A 26,125-nucleotide genomic window follows, 5' to 3' on the forward strand; every position below is an offset into this window, starting at 1 on the left:
AATCCATCCCCTGTAATAAACTAAATTATGGTATAATGAGAAGATAGATAGAATCGAGGAAATTATGTCATTTACACAATTTAAATTTAAGAAATATATAGAAAAAGCTTTGGAAGAGTTGAAGTTTACGGCGCCTACCGAAGTGCAAGAAAAGTTGATTCCTATTGTCTTGGCAGGTCGTGACTTGGTCGGTGAATCAAAAACAGGTTCAGGAAAGACCCATACCTTCTTGTTGCCGATTTTCCAACAGCTAGATGAAGAAAGTGATAGTGTACAAGCCGTTATCACAGCTCCTAGTCGTGAGTTGGCGACTCAGATTTACCAGGCAGCTCGCCAGATTGCGGAACATTCTGAAGTAGAAATTCGTGTTGCCAACTATGTTGGTGGAACAGACAAGGCGCGTCAGATTGAAAAACTTGCCAGCAATCAGCCCCATATCGTTATCGGAACTCCAGGTCGTATCTATGATTTGGTAAAATCAGGTGATTTGGCTATCCACAAGGCTAAGATTTTTGTTGTCGATGAAGCAGATATGACCTTGGATATGGGATTTTTGGAGACAGTTGATAAGATTGCAGGAAGTCTTCCTAAGGACTTGCAGTTTATGGTCTTTTCAGCGACTATCCCACAAAAACTGCAACCATTCTTGAAGAAATATTTGTCAAATCCTGTCATGGAGAAAATCAAGACCAAAACCGTTATCTCTGATACCATTGATAACTGGTTGATTTCGACCAAGGGGCGTGACAAGAATGCTCAGATTTATGAATTGACTCAATTGATGCAACCTTATCTTGCTATGATTTTTGTCAATACAAAAACACGTGCAGATGAATTACATTCTTACTTAACTGCGCAAGGTCTAAAGGTAGCTAAGATTCATGGAGATATTGCTCCTCGTGAACGCAAACGGATCATGAATCAGGTGAAAAATCTTGATTTTGAGTACATCGTTGCGACTGACCTAGCTGCGCGTGGGATTGATATTGAAGGTGTCAGCCATGTTATCAATGATGCTATTCCACAGGACTTGTCCTTCTTTGTTCACCGTGTCGGACGAACTGGACGTAATGGTCTGCCAGGTACAGCTATTACCCTTTACCAGCCTAGTGATGACACTGATATTCGTGAGTTAGAGAAATTAGGAATTAAGTTTGTACCTAAGGTTGTTAAAGACGGAGAATTCCAAGATACCTATGACCGCGATCGTCGTGCCAATCGTGAGAAGAAACAGGAAAAACTGGACATTGAAATGATTGGGCTGGTTAAAAAGAAAAAGAAAAAAGTCAAACCAGGCTATAAGAAGAAAATTCAATGGGCTGTCGATGAAAAACGCCGTAAAACCAAGCGTGCTGAAAATCGTGCCCGTGGACGTGCAGAACGTAAAGCCAAGCGTCAAACATTTTAGAATTGAGACAGTAGAACCAAGTGGTTTTACTGTTTTTTTGACTCTTAAAGCCTAAGATAGTATAAGTAAGAATCGCTAATTAATTTGAATAGCAAAAAAAAATGTCATAGAGACTGATGATATAGGATTTTTAATCAAAATTTTGATTCCAGAAAATATTTGAAAACATTCTTAATTTATGTTATTCTAAAAAAAACAGATTTTTAAAAAATATTAAATCTGTTAAAGAAAAGCTGTATGTTCAATCATGCAGTTTAATATTACGGATTAAGGCAAAATCCGTGTAAGGTAACAGGGCGAATAGGAAAGCTAACTACCCTGACAGTCTGAAAAAAGATTACATTCCTTTTGAAGAAAGCAATGTAAAATTCTATAAGAGCAGTATCGGAGCAAAAGTTCCACCGGATATAAAATAAGCACAGAAAAAGCACATAGCTAAAAGATTTTTAGGTCTTAAAGTTATGTGCTTTAACAATTTCAATATTATTTTTGTGCAGATAATCAAGTCAACAGATAATTACATATTTTCACAACAGCAATCCCGTTTATAACAAAATTACATATAAAATGTGCTGTCATTACAACATACATGTTTTTAGTTTTAATGTAAGAAATGCTTAATGGCAAAGCCCATATCATACATAAGAAGATTCCCCAAATTGTAAATGTATGTTCTAAAGCATATGAAAACATACTACATAATGTTGTTAAAATTAAAAATTTTCCATTTTTAAAGGATATAAGGTTTTTTCTATAAAATACTTCTTCTACTATTGGGGGGAAGACCATTGTAGAGCTTATAAACAGAACAAGCTTCAACCAATTATCCGCTTTTAAATTTGTCATTCCCGTATTAAGATATGGGAACATATTTTCTAAGATATTTGTAAATACGAAAGCAAGACAAAAGAACAATATCGTCAACATAACATGCTTCCAAAAAGCATTTCCTCCCTTAATGGCATTCAACCATTCTTGAATGGAAAAATCTTTTCTTAACCGGAAATAAATTGCTAATACTACATAAAACAGAAAATTGATGTATATATAATATCCCTGAAATAGCAAACATGCTAATACAAACAGTACCTCAACAATAATTGGAAAGATATTTAATTTGATATATTTATTGTCCATACGCTTTACACCAATTTACCATTCACTATTTCCACAAAAGCCTCCCACCAAAATGATGGAAGGCTTTCTAAACAATTTATCTAAATTCAACAACTCCCTTTTAGACCTGCTTTTTCTCATTTTTAGTATCAAAACAGTATCACTTAGGAGTATTTTGCTCCCGCAAAACGCTGAAACGCTATATTTTCAACAGTTTTATAACAGAAACATATTTGTTACTCTATTCCCACTCAACGGTTGCAGACTCCTTGAGAATTGCTATATAATAGGCTTTTTAAGGAGTTAGTAATTCTTTGGTGGGGTTTTTGGTGGGAATGTTATTTTGAAATTGATTGGTTCCCATTGAAATTTACTAAGCTAGAAGATGGGAAAGAAACATTAATAATTCCTACCATTTCATTAGTGATAACTTCATCAGCGCCATCCCATAGATGCGAGTAGTGTTTCAAGGTGATTTCAGGAGAAGAGTGTCCTAAACGTTTTGATAGAATAAGTACAGAAGCATTTAATTCATTAATTAGAAGTGAGGCGTGGCTATGCCTAAATCCCTTCGCTTGGATAGGTTTTACGTGAGCAATCTTGGCGTATCTTTTAATAATCCTTGAAATTGTAGATTTCAGCATAGGCAAGCCATCGTATGAAAAGATAAGATCGTTCTCGTGTCCTAGTCCAATCTTTTTTTGAGCTTCACGCCATTTTTTTAACACATCAATTGTATCTTTATCTAAACTAATCATCCTTTTGCCGTCTTTAGTTTTCGAATGGGAATTACGAGTCCATTCTTTTTTGTTTTTAACAATAAGCATATGATGAACTCGTAAGCGTTGCTTATCAAAGTCAACATCATTCCATTGAAGAGCACAACCTTCATTTACACGTACGCCAGTCATGAAATATACCCAAATCATCACGAAGTTTAAATGTTCATATACATCTTCAATGTAAATTTGCGAAATAACAGCTTCAAATTCGCTCTTAGTCCAATATGGGACATTACTTTTCCCTTTAGGAATTGCATTAGATTGCTTAGAAATGTTTTTTTCCACATATCCCATTTGCAAAGCATAGTCCAATGATTTCCTAAACATGCCAAAGATGAGGCTAGCATATCCTTGTGAATATCCGGCACCATCCTCATCTTGACTAGTCAGTAACCATGTTCGAAACTTCTGGACTTGTTCGAGGGTAATCGAACGAAGTGTAATGTCACCAAAACGATCACAAAGCTGTAAAAGGTTTTTCTCTCGAACTAAAAATGTGCTGTGCTCAACTGTTGTTCTATAATAAGGAATGTAATGTTCCTCCATAAATTGCCGATATTTCATCTGGTAGTTAGAATAACCTTGAGATTGATGATATTCATGTTTCAGTCGAGTTAATTCCTTATATGCTTCTGAAGCTGAATTAAATGGATTTCCGTGTTGATCTTTCCTTGATTTCTTTCGTACACGTTTCCCGGTTACTCTATCTATACCAAATTCGGTTTGAATAAAAAATTTTCCGTTTTTGTCAGTATAGACTCCAGGAAATTTAGTTTTCTGTTGATTTTGTGGCATTATTCCTCCTTGTTAAGTGAAATACCAAGAATTTCTTCAACAGCAACGATAGGGACATGCCCTAAACGTCGATTATTATAAAAGGCATATCCCTTTTGTACCATAATTTGCTTAGCTTGTCTAATAATTGTAACGGCAGTATAGGGATTGTAACCCATTTTAATTAAATCTTCTTTGTTCATTGTTTGTTTCATAATTAATAATCCTCTTGAAATTTCTAAATTTTATTGCGATAATAGAAATAGGTAATAGATATTATTACTAGTATATTTTGAGTTTGTTTCTGACACCGACCAAAGTTTGGAAACAAGCTCTTTTTTTGTTCTAAAAAATTTACACATATCTATTTCCTTTCTCAAATAATAAACTCAAACTGTTTACATATAAATATATGTTTGTTGTTATATCAAGGTTTACAGCCATAAATATAAAAAAGTTATTATTTAATTTACTTTATTTTTTTTTATTCTTTTTATTCATTTTATTATTTTTATTGATATCTAAATATTTATCAGGGAATTCTTTTAAAACATGATTTCTAATTTTATTTTTTTGATTTCTAGTATTAGTTTTTATAATTTCATCGAAAATGTTATTTCTATAATCTAATGAATAATCTTTTAAAACGTGTTTATATGTATGAGTTGATGTAGTATCTTTATGACATCCTAACCCTTTTTCTCTAGCAACTTCTAGTGATTCATAAAGTAGTTTAAATATATCTCGAACGTGCCAAGTAATCATTAATCCAGTCTCGTTTTTTTCAGAATATTTTTTTTCACTATTTTGGAAGGAGTCTATTATTGTTCTTTTGGTTCTACCTTTATTTTTGAAAGGAGAAATATTCGTCAATGCTATAATTTCTTCGTCTAAGACCAAAGGAGACAAAAATCTAAGAGAATGATTATTTACTTGATTTAATAGTTCTTTAATATAATTTTTAGAACCGTATTTGTTATATACATCTTTAATCACTTTTTTAGTTTTTGTACTTGATTCTTCAATTAACTTTATATACACATTTATTGTCGAATGAAGTTTTGATTCCAGATATTCTATCAATTGTGCATCATTCAGTAAATCTAAGGAATTGGTTCCCAAAAATTTTTCTATTTTTTTTTTCTTTAATACTAGTTCAAATCTTTGGACATTAATATTATCTAGTTTTGAACCTTTTCTTCTGATTTGTCTTTTTCTTTTTGCTTTTTCAATTTTATCGTAAGTAACAGTTAATTCTTCATTACTAATCTTAGAACTCAAAATTGGATAGTCATAGTTGTTCTTTTTACTTTTCTCATTTCCAAAATTTGGAGGGTATCCTGATGAAAGACATTTGTGTAGAAAACTTCTGAGCTGTAGGTTTGGAGTTTTATCAAAGGCAATAGTATAAGCGAGCTCAATTTCGAGAAAAAGAGCAGTCGAGTATGTAATGGTAATACCGTAAATTTCTTTAATAAAATCGATTGCATATGCTAATCTATTTTTAATCTCCTTAATACCAACCGTCTCGAAATTTAATCCTCCATGAATTAATTCAATGTAACAATAGGGTGTTTTATAATCTGATGTATCAAAAGAAATAGTGATTTTCCCGAAAAATTCTGATTTAATTTCTAAATTAAGTAACTTTCCATCTATAGTGGTTTTTAGATTACAAGCACTATAATTCATTAAACTCTTCATTTCTATACCCTTTACAGAGAAACCCTGTAGGGATACTTTACATTTATCTATTCCAGCAAAACAAGACTTTGATGAGAAAACCTCTAATATACTATTTTCATTATTGATTTTTTCTTCTAAACGCCTTTGTTTTTCTTCCGGTGTTAATTTTCTTCCAGCCATTCTATTAAGTTCCTTTCATATGGTATTTTGATAAAGTATGTTATTTGAACTAAGTTCAACATCTTTTTCTAAAGATTAGTTAATTTTTTTAAGTTTCCATTTATTTACCTCCTATTTCTTGTATTAGAAGTATGCCATAAATCTTTCCAAAAACGCTTGTAAAAAAAAAAAATGGAATTTTTTTTTTAAAAACAAAAAAAACACTCAATTATGAGTGCTTAAAAAACGCGTCGTAACAAGGTTTTGAAGAAAAAAAGTAGGCTCTTACCTAATTTAATTTTTTTAGTTTAGAACAAGAATGTTAAGAAAGAAATCAATACTTTCAGTACGATATTTTATTGATGTGACAAGGTTTTGAAGGAAAAAGTAAGTTTTTATCTACTTTATTTATTTTTAAAAAAATTTTTTTATTTTTCATTTAAATTTAGGATGTTGAGAAAAAGATCAATAATTTCAGTACGATTTTTATTTAGTTGAATTTTTTCGATTAAAAGTTGAAGATTATCATCTGAAGTTTCAGAAAGTGGTCTAAAAAAATCAGAAGGATCTATATCCATAGCAGATAAAATTTTTAGTAGAGTATCGACAGATAAGTTTCTTCTATTGTTTTCAATTAAATTAATAAAAGGCAAGCTAAGATCACTTTTTTCGGCAAGCTCTTGCTGTGTTAGCTCTTTACTTAGTCGATATTCCCTGACCAATTCTCCAATCTTCATTTACAAATTCTCCTTTTAATTATTGTATATATTTTTTGTTGATATTTATATAAACAATAGTATTCAAAATATACGTTTTCATTTACAATAGTAAATAAAAATGGTATAATGAGAGCGTTTGTAATATTATAAGAAGGGCTTGGATTTGGGGCAGATACGCTTCAAATTTTATGTGGGTAAAAATGAAATCAAGAAAAAGTAAAAATAATAAGAAAAAAATAACCCTTGCTCTAGCGGCAGGAGTTGCTTTAACAAGTTTTTCAACACTATCTGTACAAGCAGATGAACAAGTTGATGTAAAAACAACGGACAATTCAGTAGCTGAAGAAAAACATGTACAAACTTCGCCTACAACTTCTATCACTCAAGTCGAGGGTGTTGAGGTTTCAAACGGAACAGCTCTTGTAACTAAGACTCCAACTCAAGAAGTTGTTGGACAAGCAAAAGAAATTAAAGACCAAGCTGACCAAGCGGTTGAAACTCAGACTCCTGTTGTTGAAAAGGCTAAAGAACAAGAAGCTACAACTTCAGGGGCAGAAAACTCTGCTAAACAAGCTCTTGAACAAGCTGAACAAAAGAAAAAGGCTGCAACTCCTGAAGCAATCGAAGGGACAACAAATGCGATTGACGCTTCTAAGAAAGAAGTGACTAATCAAACTCAAAAGATTGATTCTTTGAAAGAACAACAAAATCAAGTGCAAAAAAAGAAAGATGCACAAGAAACTGTTGTTAAGGATGCTACGGAAGCTACAAATAAGCAAGCTGAAAAAGTTGCTGGAGCAGAAAAGAAAGTTCAAAACGCTCAAGATGTCCTAAATGGAACTGGTGCTGATAAAGTCATCAAAGAAGAAAAAGATGCCAAGAAAGACTTAGAAGCGAAACAAGCCATTGTTAAAGGGGCTAAAAAGGCTCTGACTCAAGCACAAGATGCGGATGCCGCAAAAGCTCGTAATTTAGATGATGCAAAAGAGCTTGAAGCAAAACAAAAGAATACTTTTGACCAAGCGACTGATGCTCTTTCAAATGCAACTAAAGCTAACAACGAAGCTACTGCTAAACGCAATGTTGCTCAACAAAACAAGGATAACGCCCAAGCTGTTCTTGATGGAACAGGGACAACTGCTATCCTAGATGAGCGTAAAAATGCAAAAGCTGATTTAGCTACTAAAGAAGCAACTCTTCAAGACGCTACTAAAACTTTAGATGATGCTAAGAAGACTGATGCTAAAAAGGCAGAGGATATTGCTGGGTTAAAAAAATCCGAGGAAGATGCTGAACGTACAAGTGCTTCTACCGCTAAGACACTTCAAGATGCGACTGATGAAGCAAATGAAACTTCTTCTAAACTTGATGTTGCCCAACAAAACAAGAATAATGCTCAAACTGTTCTTGACGGAACTGGTACAAAAGCCATCCTTGATGAGCGTAATGATGCCGAGTCTGATTTGGCAACTAAAAAGTCAGAATTTGAAGATGCAACTACAAACTTGGACAATGCTAAAGGTGCAGATGCTAAACGTGCAGAAAAAATTGCTGGGGCAACAACTGCTTTGAACCAAGCTAATGCTACCTTTGAACAAGCAGAAGGCGATTTGCTTGATGCTCAAACTGCCGCAAACCAAGCTTCTGATGACTTGAAGAATAAGAAAAAGGCTGAAAAGACAGCTCAAGAAACTCTAAATGCTTCTAAAGGAAAAGTGGCTGGGGTTACAAAAGAGCGTAACGATGCCAAGTCTGACTTAACAACCAAAGAAAATACTCTTACAAATGCTACTGCGAACTTGGAGTATGCAAAAGGCAAAGATGCTGAAAAAGCTGAACAACTTCGTTTGTTGGATGAAGCTAAAACTCAAGCTGAAGATGAAGAAGCTAAAACTAAAAGAGCTGAAACAAAAGCTCAAGGTGGCGCAAACCTTGCTTCCGCTAAACTTCAAGAAACTACCGCAGATGAAAAAAATGCAAAAGATAGTCTTGCTTCATCTGAGAACCGTTTGCCAGGTGTTACAGAAGAGCGTGACAATGCTAAAGCTGACTTAGCAACTAAGCAATCTAAAAAAGAGGATGCTGAACGCAAGTTAGAAGATGCGAAAAGAACAGATGCTCAAAAACGCTCTGACATCCAAGAGTTGCGAACTCTTAAAGGTCAACAAGAAGATACTAAGCGTAAAACTGCTCAAGAATTGTCTGATGCAACAACTGCCGCTGAAAACGCTGAAAATGCGAAGAAAGAAGCAGAAAAAGCTGTTGATACGCTTGAAAAACAAATCTCTGCCATCAAGAACTTGACTATTCCTCAATTGCCACAAAATGTCATTGCGGCTTATAAGACTTACTTGAATGATGCTAGTGAAGCAAATAAACACGCTTTGAACAACGCTATTCAAGCATGGTACAAGGGTGGCAAGTATGATTTTGGCACTCGTCAATTCGAATGGTCTGATAGCTTACAAACAACTGTCTTTAAAGGTTGGGCGAATAAAAATATCGTTTTGCCAATTGATGACACAGTTGTAAATCTTGATAACCCAACTGACGAACAAATTAAAGCTTTGAGTCATTACTACGTTCTTTTGGCAAATAACCTCCAAGACCAAGTTTGGGGGACACATAATTTTGTGGTTACAAAAGAGTCTATTCAAGGAATTAAAAAAATTGCCCAAAATTACGCAAAAGAAAACAAGCCGTATAACAGTGGGCATAGTGACACAGCGCTCAATAATCACGGAGTAGATGGGGTTCGTTTCAATGGCGAAGTTATGAACTACACAAATACATTAAGTAGCACTTCACCTTTAGAAAAAGCCATTGACACTGAGAAAACTCATAAAGCTACCATGTCTCAACTTTATCGTGAAGTTTATGACTCAGTTATTGCCTTTATGACCAATGACATCCATGCGAATTTCGGTCACATGAAAGGAATGGTGGGACGCGTCAAACCAGGTACTCCAAATGCGGTTGGAGGCAACATCAGTTATACTGCAAATAATGTTGGGCGTATGCACTTCGTTCGCTTTGCAGGAACAAATGCTCGTACTATTATCTCACGCAACCCACAAACTGGAGAACGCACAGAAACTTATGTGGATGAATACTTTGATAATGGTATCGCTAAACCGCTTCCAACTCCATTTGACACCAGTAAGATGGAACAAGACTTGGCTCAAGCTAAGAAGACTAAAGTTTCTGCCATTGCGACTCACAACAACGCTCAAAATCGTTTGGCTTCTGCTAAACGTGCAGACGAAACTGCAAAATCTGAACTTACAACTACTACAAACCGTCTTAACACCTTGCTTAACACGCAAGACTTGACACCTAATGCAGAGCGTGTTCTTAATACTGCTAAATCAGAATTAAGCCAAGCTGAATTGCGTAATACAAACGCAAGCACTGCTTATGCAAATCTCACAAAAGAGATTCGAGATAAACGTGCTACTCACAAAGAGACAGAAAAAGCTTTGTCTAAAGCAAAAGTCGCAAATAAAGTTGCACAAGAAAGTCTTGAAAAAGCAACGACTGCACACGACAATGCGGTTAATAAGCTAAACAGCATTAAAGACGCTATCAAACGCACAAAAGCAATCAAGGACTTGACTCCTGATGCTCAAGCTAAATTTGATACTGCACAAGCAGAACATCAAACTGCTGAAAAACGACTTACAAGAGCTGAAAAAGCCTTGACTGACCTTAATAACGAAATCAAGGCAAATAGTGAAGCTCTCGACACAGCTAAGTCAGAATTGCGCCAAGCAGAACAAACTGACAAGGATGCACAAGCTACTCTCAAAGAAGCAACTTCTGTTAAGAACAATGCTTCTAACGCACTTGATGCCGCAAAAGACGCTCTTTATAAAGCAAATGCGATTAAAGAGTTGACACCTGATGCTCAAGCTACATTTGACCAAGCAGAACTAGCTTACAACACAGCTAAAACTCGTTTGGAAAATGCGGAAACAGCCGTCAACAACCTCAACGCTGACCTTGCAGTGAAACGCCAAGCTTTGGCAGATGCTATCGAAGCACTTAAAAATGCTGAAAAAGCTAACACTACTGCTCAAACTAAGAAAGCTAACGCAGAAAAAGCACACGCTAAAGCAACAAATACGCTTTCAAACATCCAAAACGCTCTTGCTTCACTCCTTGCGATTAAAGACTTGACACCTGATGCAGAAGCTAAATTCAACCAAGCAACAGTAGAGTACAAGGCTGCTCAAACTCGTTTGGAAAATGCGGAAACAGCCGTTAAGAACCTAAATGCAGGATTGCAAGAAAAACGTAAAGCTTTGGCAGATGCGATTCAAACTTTGAAAGACGCTGAGACTCTTGCGAAAGCTACACAAGCTGACCTTAAAGTTGCCGAGGCTACTTACAAGAAAGCCGATGAGGAACTTACAGCTACTCGTAAAGTGATTGCGACACTAGAAGCAACTAAGGACTTAACTCCTGATGCCCAAGAAGCTTACGACCAAGCTCTTGAAGCTGAAAAACTTGCAGAAAAACGCTTGTCAGATGCTAAATTGGCAGTTGAAAATCTAACTGCTGATGTGAAGACTAAACAAGAAGCTTTGGAACAAGCACAAGCTGAACTTGCACAAGAAGAAAAAGCTCTTGCAGGACTCAAAGCAAAACAAGCCGAAGAGGAAAAAGTTCTAGCAACTATTCAAGCTCAACTAGACGACTTGAAAGCTCAAGAAGAAGCTGTTCGTGAGAAGATTGCTATAATCGAAGACAGCATCAAAGAGATGGAAATTCTCCTTGATAGCCTCATCCATGCTTCTGAAAACTACGAAGTCGCAAAAGATGAGTACGAAAAAGCTCTTGAGGCTCACCGCCTAGCTCTTCAAACACTTGAAGCAGAACAAGCTAAACTAAATACTCTCCTCCAAAACCAATTGGATGCCAAAGCTCAGTATGAGGCTGTTCTACTTGCTTATCAGAAGGCATATAATAAACCTCAAGAATCATTGAACCATAGACATGATACTAAGGTATCAAATATAGAACATAAACTGGTAACAGATAAACTTAGAACTGCTCTAAGTAATCCAGCTTATATCTATGTTGGAAACAAACCTAAATATGGTGTCAATACGACTTTACCAAATACAGGTTCAGAGAATAGTTTATTCTTGATTGGTTTAGGAACCATGATTATGGGATTGTTTACAACAAAATTACGTAGAAAAAGTGAATAAATGTAGTAGTAAAATATAAACAGATAATAAGGCTGGAGATAAATATTAAATAGTATTTAAACTTCAGCCTTTTAATTTAATAATAAAAATAGGAGTATACGATGGATAAAGAGCAATGGATTGAAATATTTACAGAAATTAATGGCCGTGTACCAACAGAAGAAGAGATTCAAGCTGGAATTCGGGCAGGAGAAATTACAGAGTTAGAAAAAGCAAATGATTCTTTTGAATCTACACAATTTGACTCTCAAACAAGAAATAATGAAGATATATTGCAAAAAGCTGAAGATGCACAAGGTGAGCAAGGGTTCAGTAGTGACTCTGTTTTTTGTAGTTCATGTGGAACAAGGAATTCTGTTAATGATGAACGATGCATGAATTGTAAAAAAGCTTCAAAACAGACAAATGACAATGTTTTATACTCTACATTTAAAAATAATAGTTTATTTAGATATCTAAAACACTGTTTTGATACTCAGAGATGGGGCATTTTAATTTATTTCTGTGCTATAACGTTGATACAAACTACTATATCCTTAATAAGTATACCTTTTCTAATATTCCTATTATCTAAAAAGGGCCAAGCATTAATTTGTTGGATAGTCGGAGCAAAAAAAATAGAACGAGCAGACTATAAAGAAATAGTTGAACAACCTATAAACGAGATTATTAAAAAAGCGAGACAGATGGGATTAAACTTACCAGAGGATATTGAAATTCGTATCATTCATAATGAGGTTCCGGGAGCTTATGCAATAGGTATGAACAAAATTATCGTTACTGATAGTTTAATAGAGAATCCTTATTTTTTAGAACCTAAAATAATGTTTGAGCTTCATCGAATCCATAATATGGCTCCAAATCTATTACCTGTGGTAGTGGGCTCAAATATTATTTTAATTTTTGTTTTCATAATTTTAGTAATAACAACACTATTCGGAGGTTTTAGAAAAAATTATGGAGACAGCAGAAACTCATTTTGGACAGGAAGCTCGGAAGCAAAAGAGGGAGCTATTCTATTTTATGGTTCTATACTATTAATAATAGCTTTAACAAGTTTCTTTTACATGTTTGTGAAATCAATTGTAAAACGCGATGTACTTCTTTCGGATCAATATATGGCTTCTATAGGCCTTGGTGAGGCTCATTGTCTATATTTAGATACTTTATCAGAGATTGATGATTCAATAGCTAAAAGTATATGCTCTTTAGGTTATCCGAATAAAGATAAGCGAATTAGTATTTTGCAAGAGAATTATAATGTAAGATATACAGGGGTGTGAGGTTATGAATAAAGAAGAATGGCTATATCAGTTTGAAGAGAAATACAATAGAAAGCCAAGCCCGGCAGAGTTCATTGAAGCAAAGAAGAATAATGAGTTTAATGTAGAAAATATTAAAGACATAGAGTATAATAATGTCGGATCTTCTTCCATATCAGTAGATGCACTTGATAGTGAGATAAAGTTATCTGAAACTTATCTTGATAAAAAAGATTTAGAGAAAACTAATTCTGAAAATATCACTGTCAACGAGGAATATGTGCAAGAACATAAAAAAGTAATAGAAGAAGATAAGATTTTTTGTGTCAAATGTGGTAAACCGAATTTTAGAACAAGCGATTACTGTGTTTCTTGTGGTTCTAGAGTTAATAATTCTAGCACTAAGAATTCTTTTATATCAGATGTTTCAGAAAAGTTATTCACAGTTAGTTCTATAGCTGGAAAAAAGACCAAAGAATTAACTAAATCGTTACAAGCAAATACACAGATTTATACAGAGAATAAGAAACGGGAAAAACTCTTATTAGCATTGGGCAATGCATATTATAATAGTAGAGAAACTAGATTAGATGATCCTTTTGCAGAACTAATTGAAGAAATACATAAAATTGATATTTCTATAGAACAATTGAGAGATTTCGAATAAAGAGAAAGATTAACAGAATGAAAATTTTTTTGAAGATGTTCATAACCTTTTTAAGTATATTCTTTGCTATCGATATTTCTAATGTATACGCTGACGAAACTGGCCCTGTGGTAGTGCAAGCAATTGTTCAAGAAAATTACACGCAAGAGATTACGGTACTTTTAGTAAAACCAGATACTGAAGAAGTTGTAAAGACTCTAAAAATCAATAAAGATAATAATTGGGTTCAAGAGACTAATGTTCCACTAGGCGAATATAAAATGAGAGTATACGGTGAAGGGGTAGTTGCTAGATCAATAACACAACTTAAGGCAACATATATGGTTAAAAAAGTTATAAAGAATCCTTCAGTACATGAGAAACCTTGTTTTGTTGTTATAGAGGGAGATAAAAAATTTATATCTACTTATTATGGTCTAGTTGATTTTCAGAGAAAAGACGGAAGCTACTTAAAGGGAAATTATACTAATGATGAACTGGACAAGTTATATCAGGAAGCTATAGGAACTCAGACTGGTATGTTTGGTTCCAAAAAAGAAAATACTATTACTACAGAGCTAGAAACTACAGAAAATATGACTAATAAAGAAACGGAACAAAAAGAGAGTAAGGCAGATATAGAGGAAATTGATAAAACTGAAGAACATGATTATAGTAACAAAAAACTATCCAATGAAATTAAAATCATTATTCCTATAGTTTCAATCGTTTTGCTATCTGTAGTTGTTATTATCACATTTCTAAAAAAGAATAAAAATATTTAAGTTTTTCCTTTAAACAGTTCTTATTTAAGTGATTTTTTAAAGTATTGTGGTTCTATGCCTGTTTTTATGATCTCTTTTGTTTGAAATAAAAAGTTCTATAATTTCTACAGTTATTTTATCAATTGTAGAAATTATAGAACTATTTTTTTCGAGAAAATATAATGATGTTTGAAAATCTTTAGTTTGCTTGTGCGATTAACTTATAAGCATAGGACTTTTGAAACTCTTCTGGTCGATTATGTCCGAGAGCGCGTGATACAATTAAACAAGCCTTTCGATCAAGGACAACACCTTTTAATTCGCCTCGTAGATAAATTTTTTCTTTTTTATCTTTGATATCTTTGGGATCTCGGGCGACAAGAAGATAAAGACGTTTTGCGTATTCTGCACGATATTTATGAGGTTTTAAAGCAGATGGAACTTGAAACACACGCTTTTTACCAGCTAGCTTAAACTCTTCAACAAGCCTTTCTAATTCTTCTTTGTCACGTGTAATAATCGGAACCCAACGGTCTCTAGCTCCTTTTGTTTTATGCTTTTTACCAATGATTTTAAGATAGTATCGACCATCTTCACGTTGGTGTAGAGAATCACCTGTAATAGCCTTTAATTCATTTTTTCGTAGTCCAGTAGCAGAGACGATTGAAAACCAGCGATTATTTGTTTCTTCAGACATCCTGTCGTCATTAGACTTCAAACGATTATTCTTTTTGTCGGCTCGATATCGAATATCCGTTGCAATAAAAGCAGTAGAAGATACACCTAAAACTTTGGCTAATGCTGCTTTGTAGGTTGACTGGGTTGGAGCAGAAAGCCCTAATTTCTTACAATGTTCTAAATATTGATTTACTAAGTCAATCCATCCCTCAATATCGTTAGATTTATCAAGAGCTTCTAAATCTTTGGCAGTAGTTATTGAGGCAACAAAGGAAGCGAATCTGCTCCAGGAACCAGCGTAGTTATGAAGAGTTCGGTCGGTATGGATTAAATGAATGTCCTCTCCCGTTTTTTTGGATTCATTTCGTTTGATACCCTTTCCTTTTTTAAAGCGCGTGACTAGATTAGTTAGTCCTTTTGATTGGACGAATTGTTTACGGCCTTCGAAAGTAGTTAGAGAATCCATCTGTTGTTTCTTGGCTTTCTCTTTAGCTTCTCGTCGTTCAGCACGACTACGTCTCTTCTTTGCCATAGTTCTTTCCTTTCTATATGTATATTGTCTACTTTTAAAGAAGTTCTTAAGAAAATTCTTAAGGTCTTTTTAATTCAAGTTGAAGTAGTGCAGTGACTTAAGCTTATATTCACTGATGTAGTATCTTCCCTTTGCTGAGGGCGCTTCTTAATTGATGGCTAAGAAGATAACCAAGTCATTTTACAACATGACAAGTTGACTCAATTCAAATAAGATGTAGAGTTCCATCCTACAGATAAAAATCTGTTGTTTTTTCTTGTTAGTCTTTTTCAGGTTTAATTGCTCTGAATTTAGCGACTGAGCTAAGCTAGTTTTTGTATTTGATTTTTAGACTTTTGTTATTTACTTTAGTTTTTATACTTTGATTTTTTACTTTGTTATACTCAAAAAATTTTTTTAAACTGCTGTTGACATTACTTTTATTATCTATACATTTATTTTTTATTGGTAAATGAAATACAAAAATTTTTTTTAAAAATGCCATTGACATTTCTTTTATTATCTATACATTTATTTTTTATTAGTAAATGAAATACAAAACTGGTTCTTTCCTAACCCAGCTTAAACCTACTGTTTCCACGATAGCTACCTCCTTTCAAACATAAAAAACGTAGCTATAATAGTACGTCTCTACTCAATCAATTATTTCTATAATATTAGTATGCCATAAATCATAAAATAAAAAAATTAGGATAAGATTTTTTTACGTTATTCACTTTTACCTAGTACTGTGTGTTTAGCGTGACTTACACATACGTTTCTGTCAACGCTAAACACACAGAAAAATTAGAATTGCAAAATATTTGAGGGATGAGAGAAAGAGGAAAAACTACAAAAAATTCAATAAGTGAAACAATATCTTTATCGTTTTTTCTTAATTATTTTTTTTATAAATTGGGATTTGTGGCATACTATAACTGTAAAAACATTTTAGGAGGAAACAACTATGTTTCTAAAATATTATTCACTCATTAACTATATTCTCTATAAAAATCGCAGAGAATTCGAAAACTCATTTGATTGCTACCCCAAAAAGACAGTGTATGAGTTCCATATTAGGGAGTCTACAGGAGGTATGAAAATTAGACAAAAAGAACATAATGCAATTCATGTTAGCCTATTTCCTAATAGTGGAAGTTATATTACACTTTACTTAAGGAATTTTACGCCAGATGATTTGGTGGCTGTGATGAATTCATTAATCAAGCAGAAGAAAGAACTTGGATATGAGCGGTTGATTTGCTTGTTATCAGAGCTCAAAAATGATGAACGCTTAAGTTTATTGATGAAGTTATCCAAGGTGAAATAAACATACTGGGACGAGTATCTCAGTGTGTTTTTGTGGTAAATTTGTCTTTAAAATAGATAAGATAGATTATTTGATAAAGCCATTGTATTAGATGATTGGTTTGCCAACAATGTAACAGATGAATTATTTCATTCAGCTAGAGCTGGATAAAAACGCACCATTTTTGGTGCGTTTATATTTTTTGTGCTATAATAGAAATAAAAGGAGGAGTTACATGATTGGAGAAAATATAAAAACGTTACGTAAAACACATAAATTAACCCAGCCTGAGTTTGCAAAGATTGTTGGTATTTCTAGAAATAGTCTGAGTCGTTATGAAAATGGAACAAGTCGAGTTTCGACAGAATTAATAGATCGTATCTGCAAGAAATTTAATGTTTCGTATATCGATATCGTAGGGGAGGAAAAAATGCTCACACCAGTAGAAGATTATCAATTAACTCTGAAAATTGAAGTGATTAAAGAACGAGGGGCGAATATCTTAGCGCAACTTTTTCGTTTTCAAGATGAACAAGGAATTGCATTTGATGATACTTTGAATCCTTGGGTTCTAATGAGCGATGATTTGTCTGATTTGATTAATACGAGGATTTATCTTGTTTCAACGTTTGAGGATATAGAGCGATTTAATGGCTATTTGGATGGTATTGAACGTATGCTAGAACAAGCTAGTCATCTGGTGGTGGCTTAATGAAACTAGAAGAATTTAGTCAAGATAATTTTGAACAAGCCTCCAAACGGCTTATCCGTTCTTTAACTCGTGGAAAAACAAGCTCATCTCATCCTAAGGCTATTTTGCTCGGTGGACAGAGTGGTGCTGGGAAAACAACGATTCATCGTATTAAACAAAGGGAATTTCAAGGTAATATCATTATCATTGATGGGGATAGTTATCGCTCTTTTCATCCGAACTACCTTGGCCTACAGGAAAAGTATGGCAAAGATAGTGTGGATTATACCAAAGTATTCGCGGGACAAATGGTTGAATATCTTGTAGATGAGTTGAGTAAAAAAGGTTATCATTTATTAATCGAGGGTACCTTGAGAACAACAGAAGTCCCCCGAAAAACGGCCCAATTATTGGCAACTAGAGGATATCAAGTCTCACTTGCACTGATTGCGACCAAGCCAGAATTGTCTTATCTCAGTACCTTGATACGTTATGAGGAGCTCTACGCCATAGATCCTAGTCAAGCGAGAGCGACTCCCAAAGAGCACCATGATGGAATTGTAGAACATTTAGTTGATAACTTACAAGAGTTAGAAAATGACAAAATTTTTAATCAAATTCAAATTTATCAAAGAGATCAATCGTGTGTTTACGATTCGGAAATAGATCAAATCTCAGCAGCAGAAGTTTTACACGAATGCCTATTTGGAAAATGGAACAAGGTGGAAAAAGAGATGTTGAAGTTGGGACAGGAACGGTTAAGAGAACTGGAGGAAAATTGATAAGTGACGAAGGGCTAATTTATGAGTACATTAAAAAAGTAATTTATTTTTGTACCAGATTTAACTACTCATAATCTATGGGAATTGGTTGAACAGTATAAAACAGGGAATTTAAGAGATTATGAATAGGGGCATTTTAAGTAATGTAAAGAAAAGCAAAGAATATGCAAAGTGTTTATTTTAAGGCAATCATCACAAGTTAATTTTTAAAAATAATTTAGTATTTTTTGTTTTTTTGACCAAATCATGACCAAAATTTGACCAAAAAAATATATTTTAGTGAATGAATACAGAATAAAGTGGATCAGGAAACTGGTCTATTTTTTTGTGAAATAGTATTCAGAGTAATTCAAAAATATTTTATCATTCTCACTATGGAATTTTTCTGTCTAATTAGAAATGTTGAAAGAAATTAAATAATATTTTGGGTGTATAGATTAGATATATAGTTTTAAATATGATTACGCTTTCAAAAATGTTGTATTTTATTGAGTTATCCCTTGACAATTTTGTTTAGAAAATATATGATAAGGATAATGACAGCGGTGTCATTTTGTCTGATGAAAAAAATTAGTAATAAATATTAAAAAACAATAAAAAATTTGGAGGTGTTTTATGAAGCATTTTGTTCACAATGAGGTTTTTAGTATTCGGAAACTTAAGGTTGGATTGTGCTCTGTTTTGGTAGCGATTTCATTCCTGGGGGTACAAAGTGTTTTTGCTGATGAAGCTGTTACAAGTACTTCACAGATATCTATGAATAAGCTTTATACTTCAACAACCAATAGTTTAGAAAGCTCATCAACTAATAATGATGATAAACCTACTGGGATTGACTCTTCTACTTCACAATTAACCGATAGTAATGTTGATTCTCCTTTGATACCTAATAAAGAATATAAAGAAGATGGGGTAAATACTGGAACTTTTGAAGATCAAATGAAAGATTCTCCTCTAGTTTCTAATAGTGCCCTTTCTAATTCAACTATCAAAACTTTAGAAGGTTCCTTAACTAGTAATCATGACAGTTTGACTGATTTTATTACTACTTATTCAAAGTCAGTTAGTTCTGAGAACGGAGCTGCAGATACTTCTAATAGTAATGAAGTGGGAGATAGTAACACTGCTTTAGAAAAAGGGACTGAAATTTCGGCTTTAAGTGTAAAAGATTATGGTGCAGTGGGTGATGGTGTATCAGATGATAGACAAGCAATTCAAGATACAATAGATGCAGCTGCTAAAGGATTAGGTGGAGGAAAAGTATATTTTCCTGAAGGGACTTATTTAGTTAAAGAAATTGTCTTTTTGAGAAGTCATACACACCTAGAAGTACATGAAAAAGCTACAATATTAAATGGTATCAATATCAAAAATCATCCTTCTATTGTATTCATGACAGGTTTATTCACTGATGATGGAGATCAAGTTGAGTGGGAACCAACTGAAGATATCAGTTACTCTGGTGGAACAATTGATATGAATGGAGCTTTGAATGAAGAGGGGACAAAAGCTAAGAATCTCCCTTTGATCAATTCTTCAGGAGCCTTTGCTATAGGAAATTCAAAAAACGTAACAATAAGTAATGTTACCTTTAAAGATAGCTATCAGGGGCATGCCATTCAAATTGCAGGTTCAAAAAACGTACTAGTAGATAACTCTCGTTTTTTGGGACAAGCTCTTCCTAAGACTATGAAGGATGGTCAGATCATCAGTAAGGAGTCTATTCAAATAGAGCCATTAACCAGAAAAGGCTTTCCATATGCATTAAATGATAATGGTCAAAAATCTGAAAATGTAACAATACAAAATTCCTATTTTGGAAAAAGTGAAAAATCAGGCGAATTAGTAACTGCAATTGGGACACATTATCAAACTGCAACAACTGAAAATCCTTCCAATATTAAAATTCTAAATAATCATTTTGATAATATGATGTATGCGGGTATTCGCTTTACAGGATTTACTGACATTTTAATAAAAGGAAATAGGTTTGATAAGAAAACTAAAGAGGAAAGTGGACACTATCGTGAAAATGGTGCTGCTTTAGTTAACGCTTATAGTTATAAAAATGTTAAAGACGTATTAGATCTGAATAAACATGTGACTATTACTGAAAATGTATTTAATATTGCTGACGCTAAAACAAAAGCAATACGAGTTGCAAAAGATAGTGCAGATTATCTTGGAAAAGTAACTGATATTACTGTAACAAAGAATATCATTCGTAATAATTCGAAAAATACTAAACAGCCAAATATTGAAATGTTAAGAGTCAGCGACAATTTGGTAGTGTCTGATAATATCATTTCAGGAGGTAAAGACGGAATCGTAATTGAAGAATCCGCTGGAAGTATCACTGTCTTAAATAACCAACTTTCCAATTTAACAGGAAATCCTGTTTCTTTACTTAAAACTGATTTTAATGGGACCAGTTCAAACACAAATAATAGTGTCGGTGATTTTAATATTATAACTGAGAATGAAAGTTATAAAATCTTTTCGCAAAATTCAGGTAATCACTCAGACAACCACTCAGATAAGCATGTAGAGGAAATAAAACCTGTAGCTGAAGACAAAAATAATTTAGCTAATAATTACTCAGTAAATAGTGTAGATGATAAAATTGAAAAATCAAATCATGATTCAGGTAATGTAGTAACAGGAGAAATTTCACAAAAACAATATGACGTAACTAATGTTAGTGAAGTAGTTAAGACAAAAAATAATCAACATGCATTGCCAAAAACTGGATTAAATAAAATGGTTGAGTTGCTTTTAACTATTATTGGAATTTGCCTTCTATTTGGACAATGGAGTTTTAAACGTCATTATGAAGATAGATAGAATATGCTCAATACAAGGTAGCGCTATAGAGAACGAAGATAGCGTAGATTACAAAAATCAATATTTCTGGATCATAGATGGAGCAACAGATTTATTTAATTCAAAAGACTCTATAGGTTATTCAGTTTCAGAAGTATCTCACCTTATTTCTGAATGTCTCAAGCAGTATTGTGACGATTCGTTATCATTGAAGAAAATTTTCGAACTTGTTTTGGATGACGTTAGAAAAATAATTGAGATAGATAAGTGTGAGTTTGATGATTATTACCAGTTACCAACTTTTGCCTTTATTTTTGCGAAATTATCTGGTTTAAAATTAGAATACATAATGATTGGCGATTGTGTTATGATAGTCAACAATCAAACTATTACAGACCATAGAGTAGATTGCCTTTTTGAACAAGGAAAATTTTCAATCAAATCTAATGATGAAGTTGATAAAAAGACTATATTACAAAATATTAGGAAGCTAGCTAATAAACCAGATGGATATTGGATAGGCTCACTAGACAAAAGTAGTATAAATCATGTTATCAATGGTAGTTTGGAAGTAACTAGTAATCATATTGTTTTAATGACTGATGGTTTTTACGATTTTTATACTCAAAATTCAGGCTACAATTTTGGAGAGTTAATTGAAATGAGAAAAGAATCTACAAATATTGATCCTATTTATGGTAAAAAAGATGATGCAAGTATTTTGATAATTGATGTTTAAAATAATTTCATCATATGATGAACTATAAAGACAGTTATCTATACGAGTTCTTTATAGTGCAATTGATTATTGAGGTTAGATAATGTTGAGAAAGCATTTTGACAATGAAATTATTGAGTTGTCTAATAATCTAGAAGATATATGGATTTCTATAATAAAAAAATATGAAATTATATTTGATGACTTAACCGAAGTTCAAAAACAAAGTATTATAGATAATGATTTAGTTATTAATGAAGCAGTTGTTACAATAGATATGAAAGGTATTGAACTCATCTGTTTACAACATCCTGTTTCTGTTGATTTGAGAAAAATTATAACTATAGTAAAATTATCTACAGATATTGAACGTATTGGTGATCGAATCATTGAAATAGTTAAGAAATTAAAAAATATTCATACAATGCATGAATGGGGACCATTATTTTATGAAATGCTAAAAATACATTTTATTCTAGGGGATCACTTAAAGAAAACTCTAACATGGTATAAGAATAGAAACTATGAACCTGACGTATATGACTATAATAAAAAATATCATTTAATATCTAATTTATGTCAAAAACTAGGAGATAAAGCAGTAGAGAATTTTCTTATTGAACCCAAAAATGTTGATGAAGTTATTGTATTTTTAGAAGTTATTAATATTCTTGATAAGATATCCCATACAACACAATCTATTTATAAATGGTTAGATTATCAGGAAATTGGAGTATTATAGTTAAAGAGGAGTATATATGCAGACAATAGTAGATAATTTTGCTAATAAAGTTATTGAATATGGAATTTATAAACCGATGGACCAAACATATATAAAAAATAGAATATTGGCTTTAATCGGTGAAGAAGGAACTGATAAGATTTCAAATGATAGTGATCTTAAAAAATTAAAAGACAATTTAGTAGAAATAGCTTTAAAGAATGGTAAAATTGCTGATTTAGCTGAGGCAAAGGAATGTTTAGGTGCAGAGCTGATGAATTTTATCGTGCCATTACCAAGTCGCCTTAATGATATTTTTTGGAGTTCATATGATGTTTCGCCACAGGAAGCAGTTGAAGAGTTCTATCAGTTAAGTAAAGATAGCGACTATATTAAATTGTCAGCTATCGCTAAAAATATAGCTTTTCATACTGAAACTAATTATGGTTCACTTGAAATTACAATCAATTTATCAAAACCGGAAAAAGATCCGAAAACAATCGCGGCAGAGAAATTGGTAAAATCATCTAATTATCCAAAATGTTTACTTTGTATGGAAAATGAAGGTTATCAGGGGAGAATAAATTATCCAGCACGTGCTAATCATAGAATTATTCGGTTGGAACTTGGAGACGAAGAATGGGGTTTCCAGTATTCCCCATACTCATATTTTAATGAGCATGCGATATTCTTGAATAGTCAACATGTACCAATGGCTATTACGTCCAAAACATTTGAACAATTATTGGAGATTGTTGATATTTTACCAGGGTATTTTGCTGGTTCAAATTCTGATCTTCCTATCTCAGGAGGTTCTATTCTTAGTCATAATCACTACCAGGGAGGAAAACATATTTTCCCAATGGAAAAAGCAAAATTTGAGAGAGAATTTCTTTTTAAAGACTTTGAGGATGTTAAAGCAGGTATTGTAAAATGGCCGATGTCAGTGATTAGGCTACAAGGTGAAAATAAAAATCGTTTGGTAGAATTAGCTACTAAAATCCTAAATATCTGGAGAGAATATTCAGATTTAGACGTAGACATCATTGCTAAGACTGAAGATATTCCACACCATACGGTGACTCCTATTGCTCGTAAAGTGGATGGAAGATATGAATTGGATATTGTTCTGAGAGATAACCATACTACTGAACAATACCCAGATGGTGTTTACCATCCTCATCAAGATGTACAACATATTAAAAAGGAAAACATCGGGTTAATTGAGGTGATGGGACTTGCGATTTTACCACCTCGTTTGAAAACAGAGTTAGAAGAAGTTGAGAAATATCTTTTAGGAAAAGATAATGCAATTGCTGATTATCATTTAGAATGGGCCGTTCAATTGAAAGAAAAATATGCTGGACTTAAAGAGGAGGAAGTTCATAGCGTAGTTCAACATGAAGTAGGGCAAGTATTTGCGAGAGTTCTCGAAGATGCAGGTGTTTATAAGAATACTCAAACCGGACATGAAGCATTTATGAGATTTGTTAAATCGGTTGGAATTAATTAGGAGGAAGTAAAAATGGCAATATTGGTAACAGGCGGAGCTGGTTATATTGGTAGCCATACCGTAGTAGAATTACTAAATTTAGGTAAGGAAGTCGTTATTGTCGACAACCTTTCAAACTCAAGCATTTTAGTATTAGATCGTATTGAAGCAATTACAGGGCAACGTCCTGCGTTTTACGAATTAGATGTTTGTGATAAACAAGGATTGAGAAAAGTTTTTGAACAAGAATCTATTGAGGCTGCAATTCATTTTGCAGGCTATAAAGCTGTCGGAGAATCTGTGCAAAAGCCTGTGATGTATTACGAAAATAATATTATGAGTACATTAGCTCTTGTTCAAGTGATGTCAGAGTTTAATGTTAAAAAGATTGTATTTTCATCGAGTGCAACTGTATACGGTATTCACAATCAATCACCCCTCGTTGAGACAATGCCGACAAGTGCAACAAATCCTTATGGATACACCAAAGTGATGCTTGAACAGATTTTAAAAGATGTTCATGTAGCAGATTCAGAGTGGAGTATTGCGTTGCTTCGTTATTTCAATCCGATTGGTGCTCATGAGTCGGGGTTGATTGGAGAAGATCCCTCTGGAATTCCTAACAACTTAATGCCTTTTATTGCACAAGTAGCAGTAGGTAAGCGACCAGAGCTAAGTGTTTTTGGAGATGATTATGATACGATAGATGGTACTGGTGTTCGCGATTATATCCATGTAGTGGATTTAGCGATAGGGCATATAAAAGCTTTAGAAAAAGTATCTGAAAAAACAGATGTTTATATTTATAACCTTGGTTCAGGAGAAGGCACAAGTGTATTACAACTTGTAAACACATTTGAAAGTGTTAATAAGGTTCCAATTCCGTATAAAATTGTACCAAGACGATCAGGAGACGTTGCGACTTGTTATGCAAATGCAGACAAAGCGTATAAGGAGTTAAATTGGAAGACTACGAAAACGGTTGAAGACATGTGTAGAGATACATGGAATTGGCAATCCAAAAATCCTAATGGATACAATAAATAATAAAGCACAATAGTCTTGTGATATGTATATATAAAAAAAATCAAAAAAAAATTATGAAAGCGCTTGACAAAGTAATCGTTTACATTGTATAATGTAAACATGAATGACACCGATGTCAAAAATAAAAAAGAAGGTCTTTTTATGAAAAACTTAACAAAAATTAAGTTCAAAGAGAACGGGGAATTTAATCATTTTCCCGGAAATACAGTTGTAGCAAATCTTTATACTAATTCAGATTTGATGGAAGTTGTTGATATCATTCAATCACGCTATAGAGAGTTACCATTTATAGATAAATTCACATTAACTCCAAGAGATTCTATTCATATGACTGTAATTGAATTGCTTTGCCATGAAAATCGTGAGCCTGAATTTTGGAGTAGCCATCTACCGTTGGATACGCCATTACAAGAAATTCATGATTACTTTGCAAAACAACTAGAAATTTTCCCATTGCTAAACGAAGATATTCATATGCGTGTGACTGAAATGGGAAATCAAAACATTTTAGTAGAACCAGCCGATGAAAAATCAGCTAAACGATTAGAAGAAATTAGAACATATGTTTCTGAAAAAGCAGGTGTTCGATTCCCTAATCATGATCGCTATCAATTCCATATCTCAATTGGATATCTTCGAGTTCCATTAACTGAAGAAGAAAATGAAGAGTTTACTAAAGTGAAAAAGGAATTAACCGAAGTTCTGCTTGAAAAGATTCCTGTCATTACAGTAAATCGTATCGATTACACAGTATTTGAAGATATGAGACGCTTTGTTCCATATTGTGAAAAATTTTAAAAAAAAATTATAATTAAAAATAT

20 protein-coding genes are annotated in these 26,125 nt (G+C 33.3%); 14 read left to right on the forward strand and 6 right to left on the reverse strand.

The genetic code is table 11. From position 1 onward, the window contains the following. The first annotated feature begins 64 nt into the window (after nucleotides 1–64). Entirely contained in the window at nucleotides 65–1,408 is a 1,344-nt protein-coding gene (locus tag ACXYSK_RS00670) for a DEAD/DEAH box helicase (protein ID WP_458624691.1), read from the forward strand. Between the two features lie 501 nt (nucleotides 1,409–1,909). On the opposite strand, the gene ACXYSK_RS00675 is transcribed toward ACXYSK_RS00670, so the two are convergent. The 5 genes from ACXYSK_RS00675 to ACXYSK_RS00695 all read right to left on the reverse strand — a co-directional run bounded on the left by ACXYSK_RS00675 (nucleotide 1,910) and on the right by ACXYSK_RS00695 (nucleotide 6,662). Next, nucleotides 1,910–2,545 carry a CPBP family glutamic-type intramembrane protease gene (locus ACXYSK_RS00675; RefSeq protein ID WP_458624692.1) on the reverse strand — a complete coding sequence of 212 codons (636 nt, stop codon included), beginning with the start codon at nucleotides 2,543–2,545 and terminating at the stop codon, nucleotides 1,910–1,912. Between the two features lie 317 nt (nucleotides 2,546–2,862). Then, on the reverse strand, nucleotides 2,863–4,101 hold the full coding sequence (locus ACXYSK_RS00680) for a tyrosine-type recombinase/integrase (RefSeq protein WP_458624693.1): 1,239 nt from the start codon (nucleotides 4,099–4,101) through the stop codon (nucleotides 2,863–2,865). Continuing rightward, complete coding sequence (locus tag ACXYSK_RS00685; protein ID WP_458624694.1) at nucleotides 4,101–4,295, reverse strand: DUF3173 domain-containing protein; 195 nt, start codon at nucleotides 4,293–4,295, stop codon at nucleotides 4,101–4,103. Before ACXYSK_RS00685 ends, ACXYSK_RS00680 begins: the two co-directional genes overlap by 1 nt. A gap of 259 nt (nucleotides 4,296–4,554) precedes the next feature. Beyond that, entirely contained in the window at nucleotides 4,555–5,946 is a 1,392-nt protein-coding gene (locus ACXYSK_RS00690; RefSeq protein WP_458624695.1) for a hypothetical protein, read from the reverse strand. A 407-nt stretch (nucleotides 5,947–6,353) separates the two neighbouring features. Next, a complete protein-coding gene (locus ACXYSK_RS00695; RefSeq protein WP_117744254.1) occupies nucleotides 6,354–6,662 on the reverse strand; it encodes a helix-turn-helix domain-containing protein in 309 nt (102 codons plus the stop codon). Between the two features lie 182 nt (nucleotides 6,663–6,844). Between ACXYSK_RS00695 and ACXYSK_RS00700 the strand changes: the two genes are divergently transcribed. From ACXYSK_RS00700 to ACXYSK_RS00715, 4 genes are all read left to right on the forward strand, one after another. Beyond that, entirely contained in the window at nucleotides 6,845–11,860 is a 5,016-nt protein-coding gene (locus ACXYSK_RS00700; protein ID WP_458624696.1) for an SEC10/PgrA surface exclusion domain-containing protein, read from the forward strand. A gap of 101 nt (nucleotides 11,861–11,961) precedes the next feature. After that, entirely contained in the window at nucleotides 11,962–13,143 is a 1,182-nt protein-coding gene (locus ACXYSK_RS00705) for a hypothetical protein (protein ID WP_458624697.1), read from the forward strand. Between the two features lie 4 nt (nucleotides 13,144–13,147). Beyond that, the gene (locus ACXYSK_RS00710; RefSeq protein ID WP_458624698.1) at nucleotides 13,148–13,789 is read left to right on the forward strand and encodes a hypothetical protein; all 642 of its coding nucleotides are present in this window, start codon (nucleotides 13,148–13,150) and stop codon (nucleotides 13,787–13,789) included. 17 nt (nucleotides 13,790–13,806) lie between these two features. Continuing rightward, the gene (locus ACXYSK_RS00715) at nucleotides 13,807–14,553 is read left to right on the forward strand and encodes a hypothetical protein (RefSeq protein WP_458624699.1); all 747 of its coding nucleotides are present in this window, start codon (nucleotides 13,807–13,809) and stop codon (nucleotides 14,551–14,553) included. Between the two features lie 178 nt (nucleotides 14,554–14,731). On the opposite strand, the gene ACXYSK_RS00720 is transcribed toward ACXYSK_RS00715, so the two are convergent. Next, the gene (locus tag ACXYSK_RS00720) at nucleotides 14,732–15,742 is read right to left on the reverse strand and encodes a site-specific integrase (protein ID WP_458624700.1); all 1,011 of its coding nucleotides are present in this window, start codon (nucleotides 15,740–15,742) and stop codon (nucleotides 14,732–14,734) included. A 1,075-nt stretch (nucleotides 15,743–16,817) separates the two neighbouring features. Here ACXYSK_RS00720 and ACXYSK_RS00725 point away from each other — a divergent pair. The 9 genes from ACXYSK_RS00725 to ACXYSK_RS00765 all read left to right on the forward strand — a co-directional run bounded on the left by ACXYSK_RS00725 (nucleotide 16,818) and on the right by ACXYSK_RS00765 (nucleotide 26,102). After that, nucleotides 16,818–17,051, forward strand: a complete 234-nt coding sequence (locus ACXYSK_RS00725) for a hypothetical protein (RefSeq protein ID WP_458624701.1) — start codon at nucleotides 16,818–16,820, stop codon at nucleotides 17,049–17,051. 214 nt (nucleotides 17,052–17,265) lie between these two features. Next, entirely contained in the window at nucleotides 17,266–17,742 is a 477-nt protein-coding gene (pezA, locus tag ACXYSK_RS00730; protein ID WP_458624702.1) for a type II toxin-antitoxin system antitoxin PezA, read from the forward strand. Continuing rightward, entirely contained in the window at nucleotides 17,742–18,503 is a 762-nt protein-coding gene (gene pezT, locus ACXYSK_RS00735) for a type II toxin-antitoxin system toxin PezT (protein WP_458624703.1), read from the forward strand. The genes pezA and pezT overlap by 1 nt, the downstream gene beginning before the upstream one ends. A gap of 615 nt (nucleotides 18,504–19,118) precedes the next feature. After that, complete coding sequence (locus tag ACXYSK_RS00740) at nucleotides 19,119–21,347, forward strand: glycosyl hydrolase family 28-related protein (protein WP_458624704.1); 2,229 nt, start codon at nucleotides 19,119–19,121, stop codon at nucleotides 21,345–21,347. Further along, nucleotides 21,334–22,065 (forward strand): protein phosphatase 2C domain-containing protein, encoded by a 732-nt coding sequence (locus tag ACXYSK_RS00745; RefSeq protein WP_080976545.1) that lies wholly within the window; start codon nucleotides 21,334–21,336, stop codon nucleotides 22,063–22,065. Before ACXYSK_RS00740 ends, ACXYSK_RS00745 begins: the two co-directional genes overlap by 14 nt. A gap of 82 nt (nucleotides 22,066–22,147) precedes the next feature. Beyond that, nucleotides 22,148–22,786: a PhoU domain-containing protein gene (locus tag ACXYSK_RS00750; RefSeq protein WP_458624705.1), complete on the forward strand. Its 639-nt coding sequence runs from the start codon at nucleotides 22,148–22,150 to the stop codon at nucleotides 22,784–22,786. A gap of 16 nt (nucleotides 22,787–22,802) precedes the next feature. Beyond that, on the forward strand, nucleotides 22,803–24,278 hold the full coding sequence (gene galT / locus ACXYSK_RS00755; protein WP_458624706.1) for a UDP-glucose--hexose-1-phosphate uridylyltransferase: 1,476 nt from the start codon (nucleotides 22,803–22,805) through the stop codon (nucleotides 24,276–24,278). 12 nt (nucleotides 24,279–24,290) lie between these two features. After that, a complete protein-coding gene (galE, locus tag ACXYSK_RS00760) occupies nucleotides 24,291–25,304 on the forward strand; it encodes a UDP-glucose 4-epimerase GalE (RefSeq protein ID WP_458624707.1) in 1,014 nt (337 codons plus the stop codon). 141 nt (nucleotides 25,305–25,445) lie between these two features. After that, complete coding sequence (locus tag ACXYSK_RS00765) at nucleotides 25,446–26,102, forward strand: DUF1868 domain-containing protein (RefSeq protein ID WP_000793817.1); 657 nt, start codon at nucleotides 25,446–25,448, stop codon at nucleotides 26,100–26,102. Nucleotides 26,103–26,125: the final 23 nt, after the last annotated feature.

It is taken from the genome of Streptococcus sp. V919 (assembly GCF_054353475.1).

What these genes read in the sequence shown, in the direction of transcription:
- ACXYSK_RS00670 (WP_458624691.1), top strand. Translation starts at nt 65, where the DNA reads ATGTCATTTACACAATTTAAATTTAAGAAATATATAGAAAAAGCTTTG.
- ACXYSK_RS00675 (WP_458624692.1), bottom strand. Translation starts at nt 2,545, where the DNA reads ATGGACAATAAATATATCAAATTAAATATCTTTCCAATTATTGTTGAG.
- ACXYSK_RS00680 (WP_458624693.1), bottom strand. Translation starts at nt 4,101, where the DNA reads ATGCCACAAAATCAACAGAAAACTAAATTTCCTGGAGTCTATACTGAC.
- ACXYSK_RS00685 (WP_458624694.1), bottom strand. Translation starts at nt 4,295, where the DNA reads ATGAAACAAACAATGAACAAAGAAGATTTAATTAAAATGGGTTACAAT.
- ACXYSK_RS00690 (WP_458624695.1), bottom strand. Translation starts at nt 5,946, where the DNA reads ATGGCTGGAAGAAAATTAACACCGGAAGAAAAACAAAGGCGTTTAGAA.
- ACXYSK_RS00695 (WP_117744254.1), bottom strand. Translation starts at nt 6,662, where the DNA reads ATGAAGATTGGAGAATTGGTCAGGGAATATCGACTAAGTAAAGAGCTA.
- ACXYSK_RS00700 (WP_458624696.1), top strand. Translation starts at nt 6,845, where the DNA reads ATGAAATCAAGAAAAAGTAAAAATAATAAGAAAAAAATAACCCTTGCT.
- ACXYSK_RS00705 (WP_458624697.1), top strand. Translation starts at nt 11,962, where the DNA reads ATGGATAAAGAGCAATGGATTGAAATATTTACAGAAATTAATGGCCGT.
- ACXYSK_RS00710 (WP_458624698.1), top strand. Translation starts at nt 13,148, where the DNA reads ATGAATAAAGAAGAATGGCTATATCAGTTTGAAGAGAAATACAATAGA.
- ACXYSK_RS00715 (WP_458624699.1), top strand. Translation starts at nt 13,807, where the DNA reads ATGAAAATTTTTTTGAAGATGTTCATAACCTTTTTAAGTATATTCTTT.
- ACXYSK_RS00720 (WP_458624700.1), bottom strand. Translation starts at nt 15,742, where the DNA reads ATGGCAAAGAAGAGACGTAGTCGTGCTGAACGACGAGAAGCTAAAGAG.
- ACXYSK_RS00725 (WP_458624701.1), top strand. Translation starts at nt 16,818, where the DNA reads ATGAAAATTAGACAAAAAGAACATAATGCAATTCATGTTAGCCTATTT.
- pezA (WP_458624702.1), top strand. Translation starts at nt 17,266, where the DNA reads ATGATTGGAGAAAATATAAAAACGTTACGTAAAACACATAAATTAACC.
- pezT (WP_458624703.1), top strand. Translation starts at nt 17,742, where the DNA reads ATGAAACTAGAAGAATTTAGTCAAGATAATTTTGAACAAGCCTCCAAA.
- ACXYSK_RS00740 (WP_458624704.1), top strand. Translation starts at nt 19,119, where the DNA reads ATGAAGCATTTTGTTCACAATGAGGTTTTTAGTATTCGGAAACTTAAG.
- ACXYSK_RS00745 (WP_080976545.1), top strand. Translation starts at nt 21,334, where the DNA reads ATGAAGATAGATAGAATATGCTCAATACAAGGTAGCGCTATAGAGAAC.
- ACXYSK_RS00750 (WP_458624705.1), top strand. Translation starts at nt 22,148, where the DNA reads ATGTTGAGAAAGCATTTTGACAATGAAATTATTGAGTTGTCTAATAAT.
- galT (WP_458624706.1), top strand. Translation starts at nt 22,803, where the DNA reads ATGCAGACAATAGTAGATAATTTTGCTAATAAAGTTATTGAATATGGA.
- galE (WP_458624707.1), top strand. Translation starts at nt 24,291, where the DNA reads ATGGCAATATTGGTAACAGGCGGAGCTGGTTATATTGGTAGCCATACC.
- ACXYSK_RS00765 (WP_000793817.1), top strand. Translation starts at nt 25,446, where the DNA reads ATGAAAAACTTAACAAAAATTAAGTTCAAAGAGAACGGGGAATTTAAT.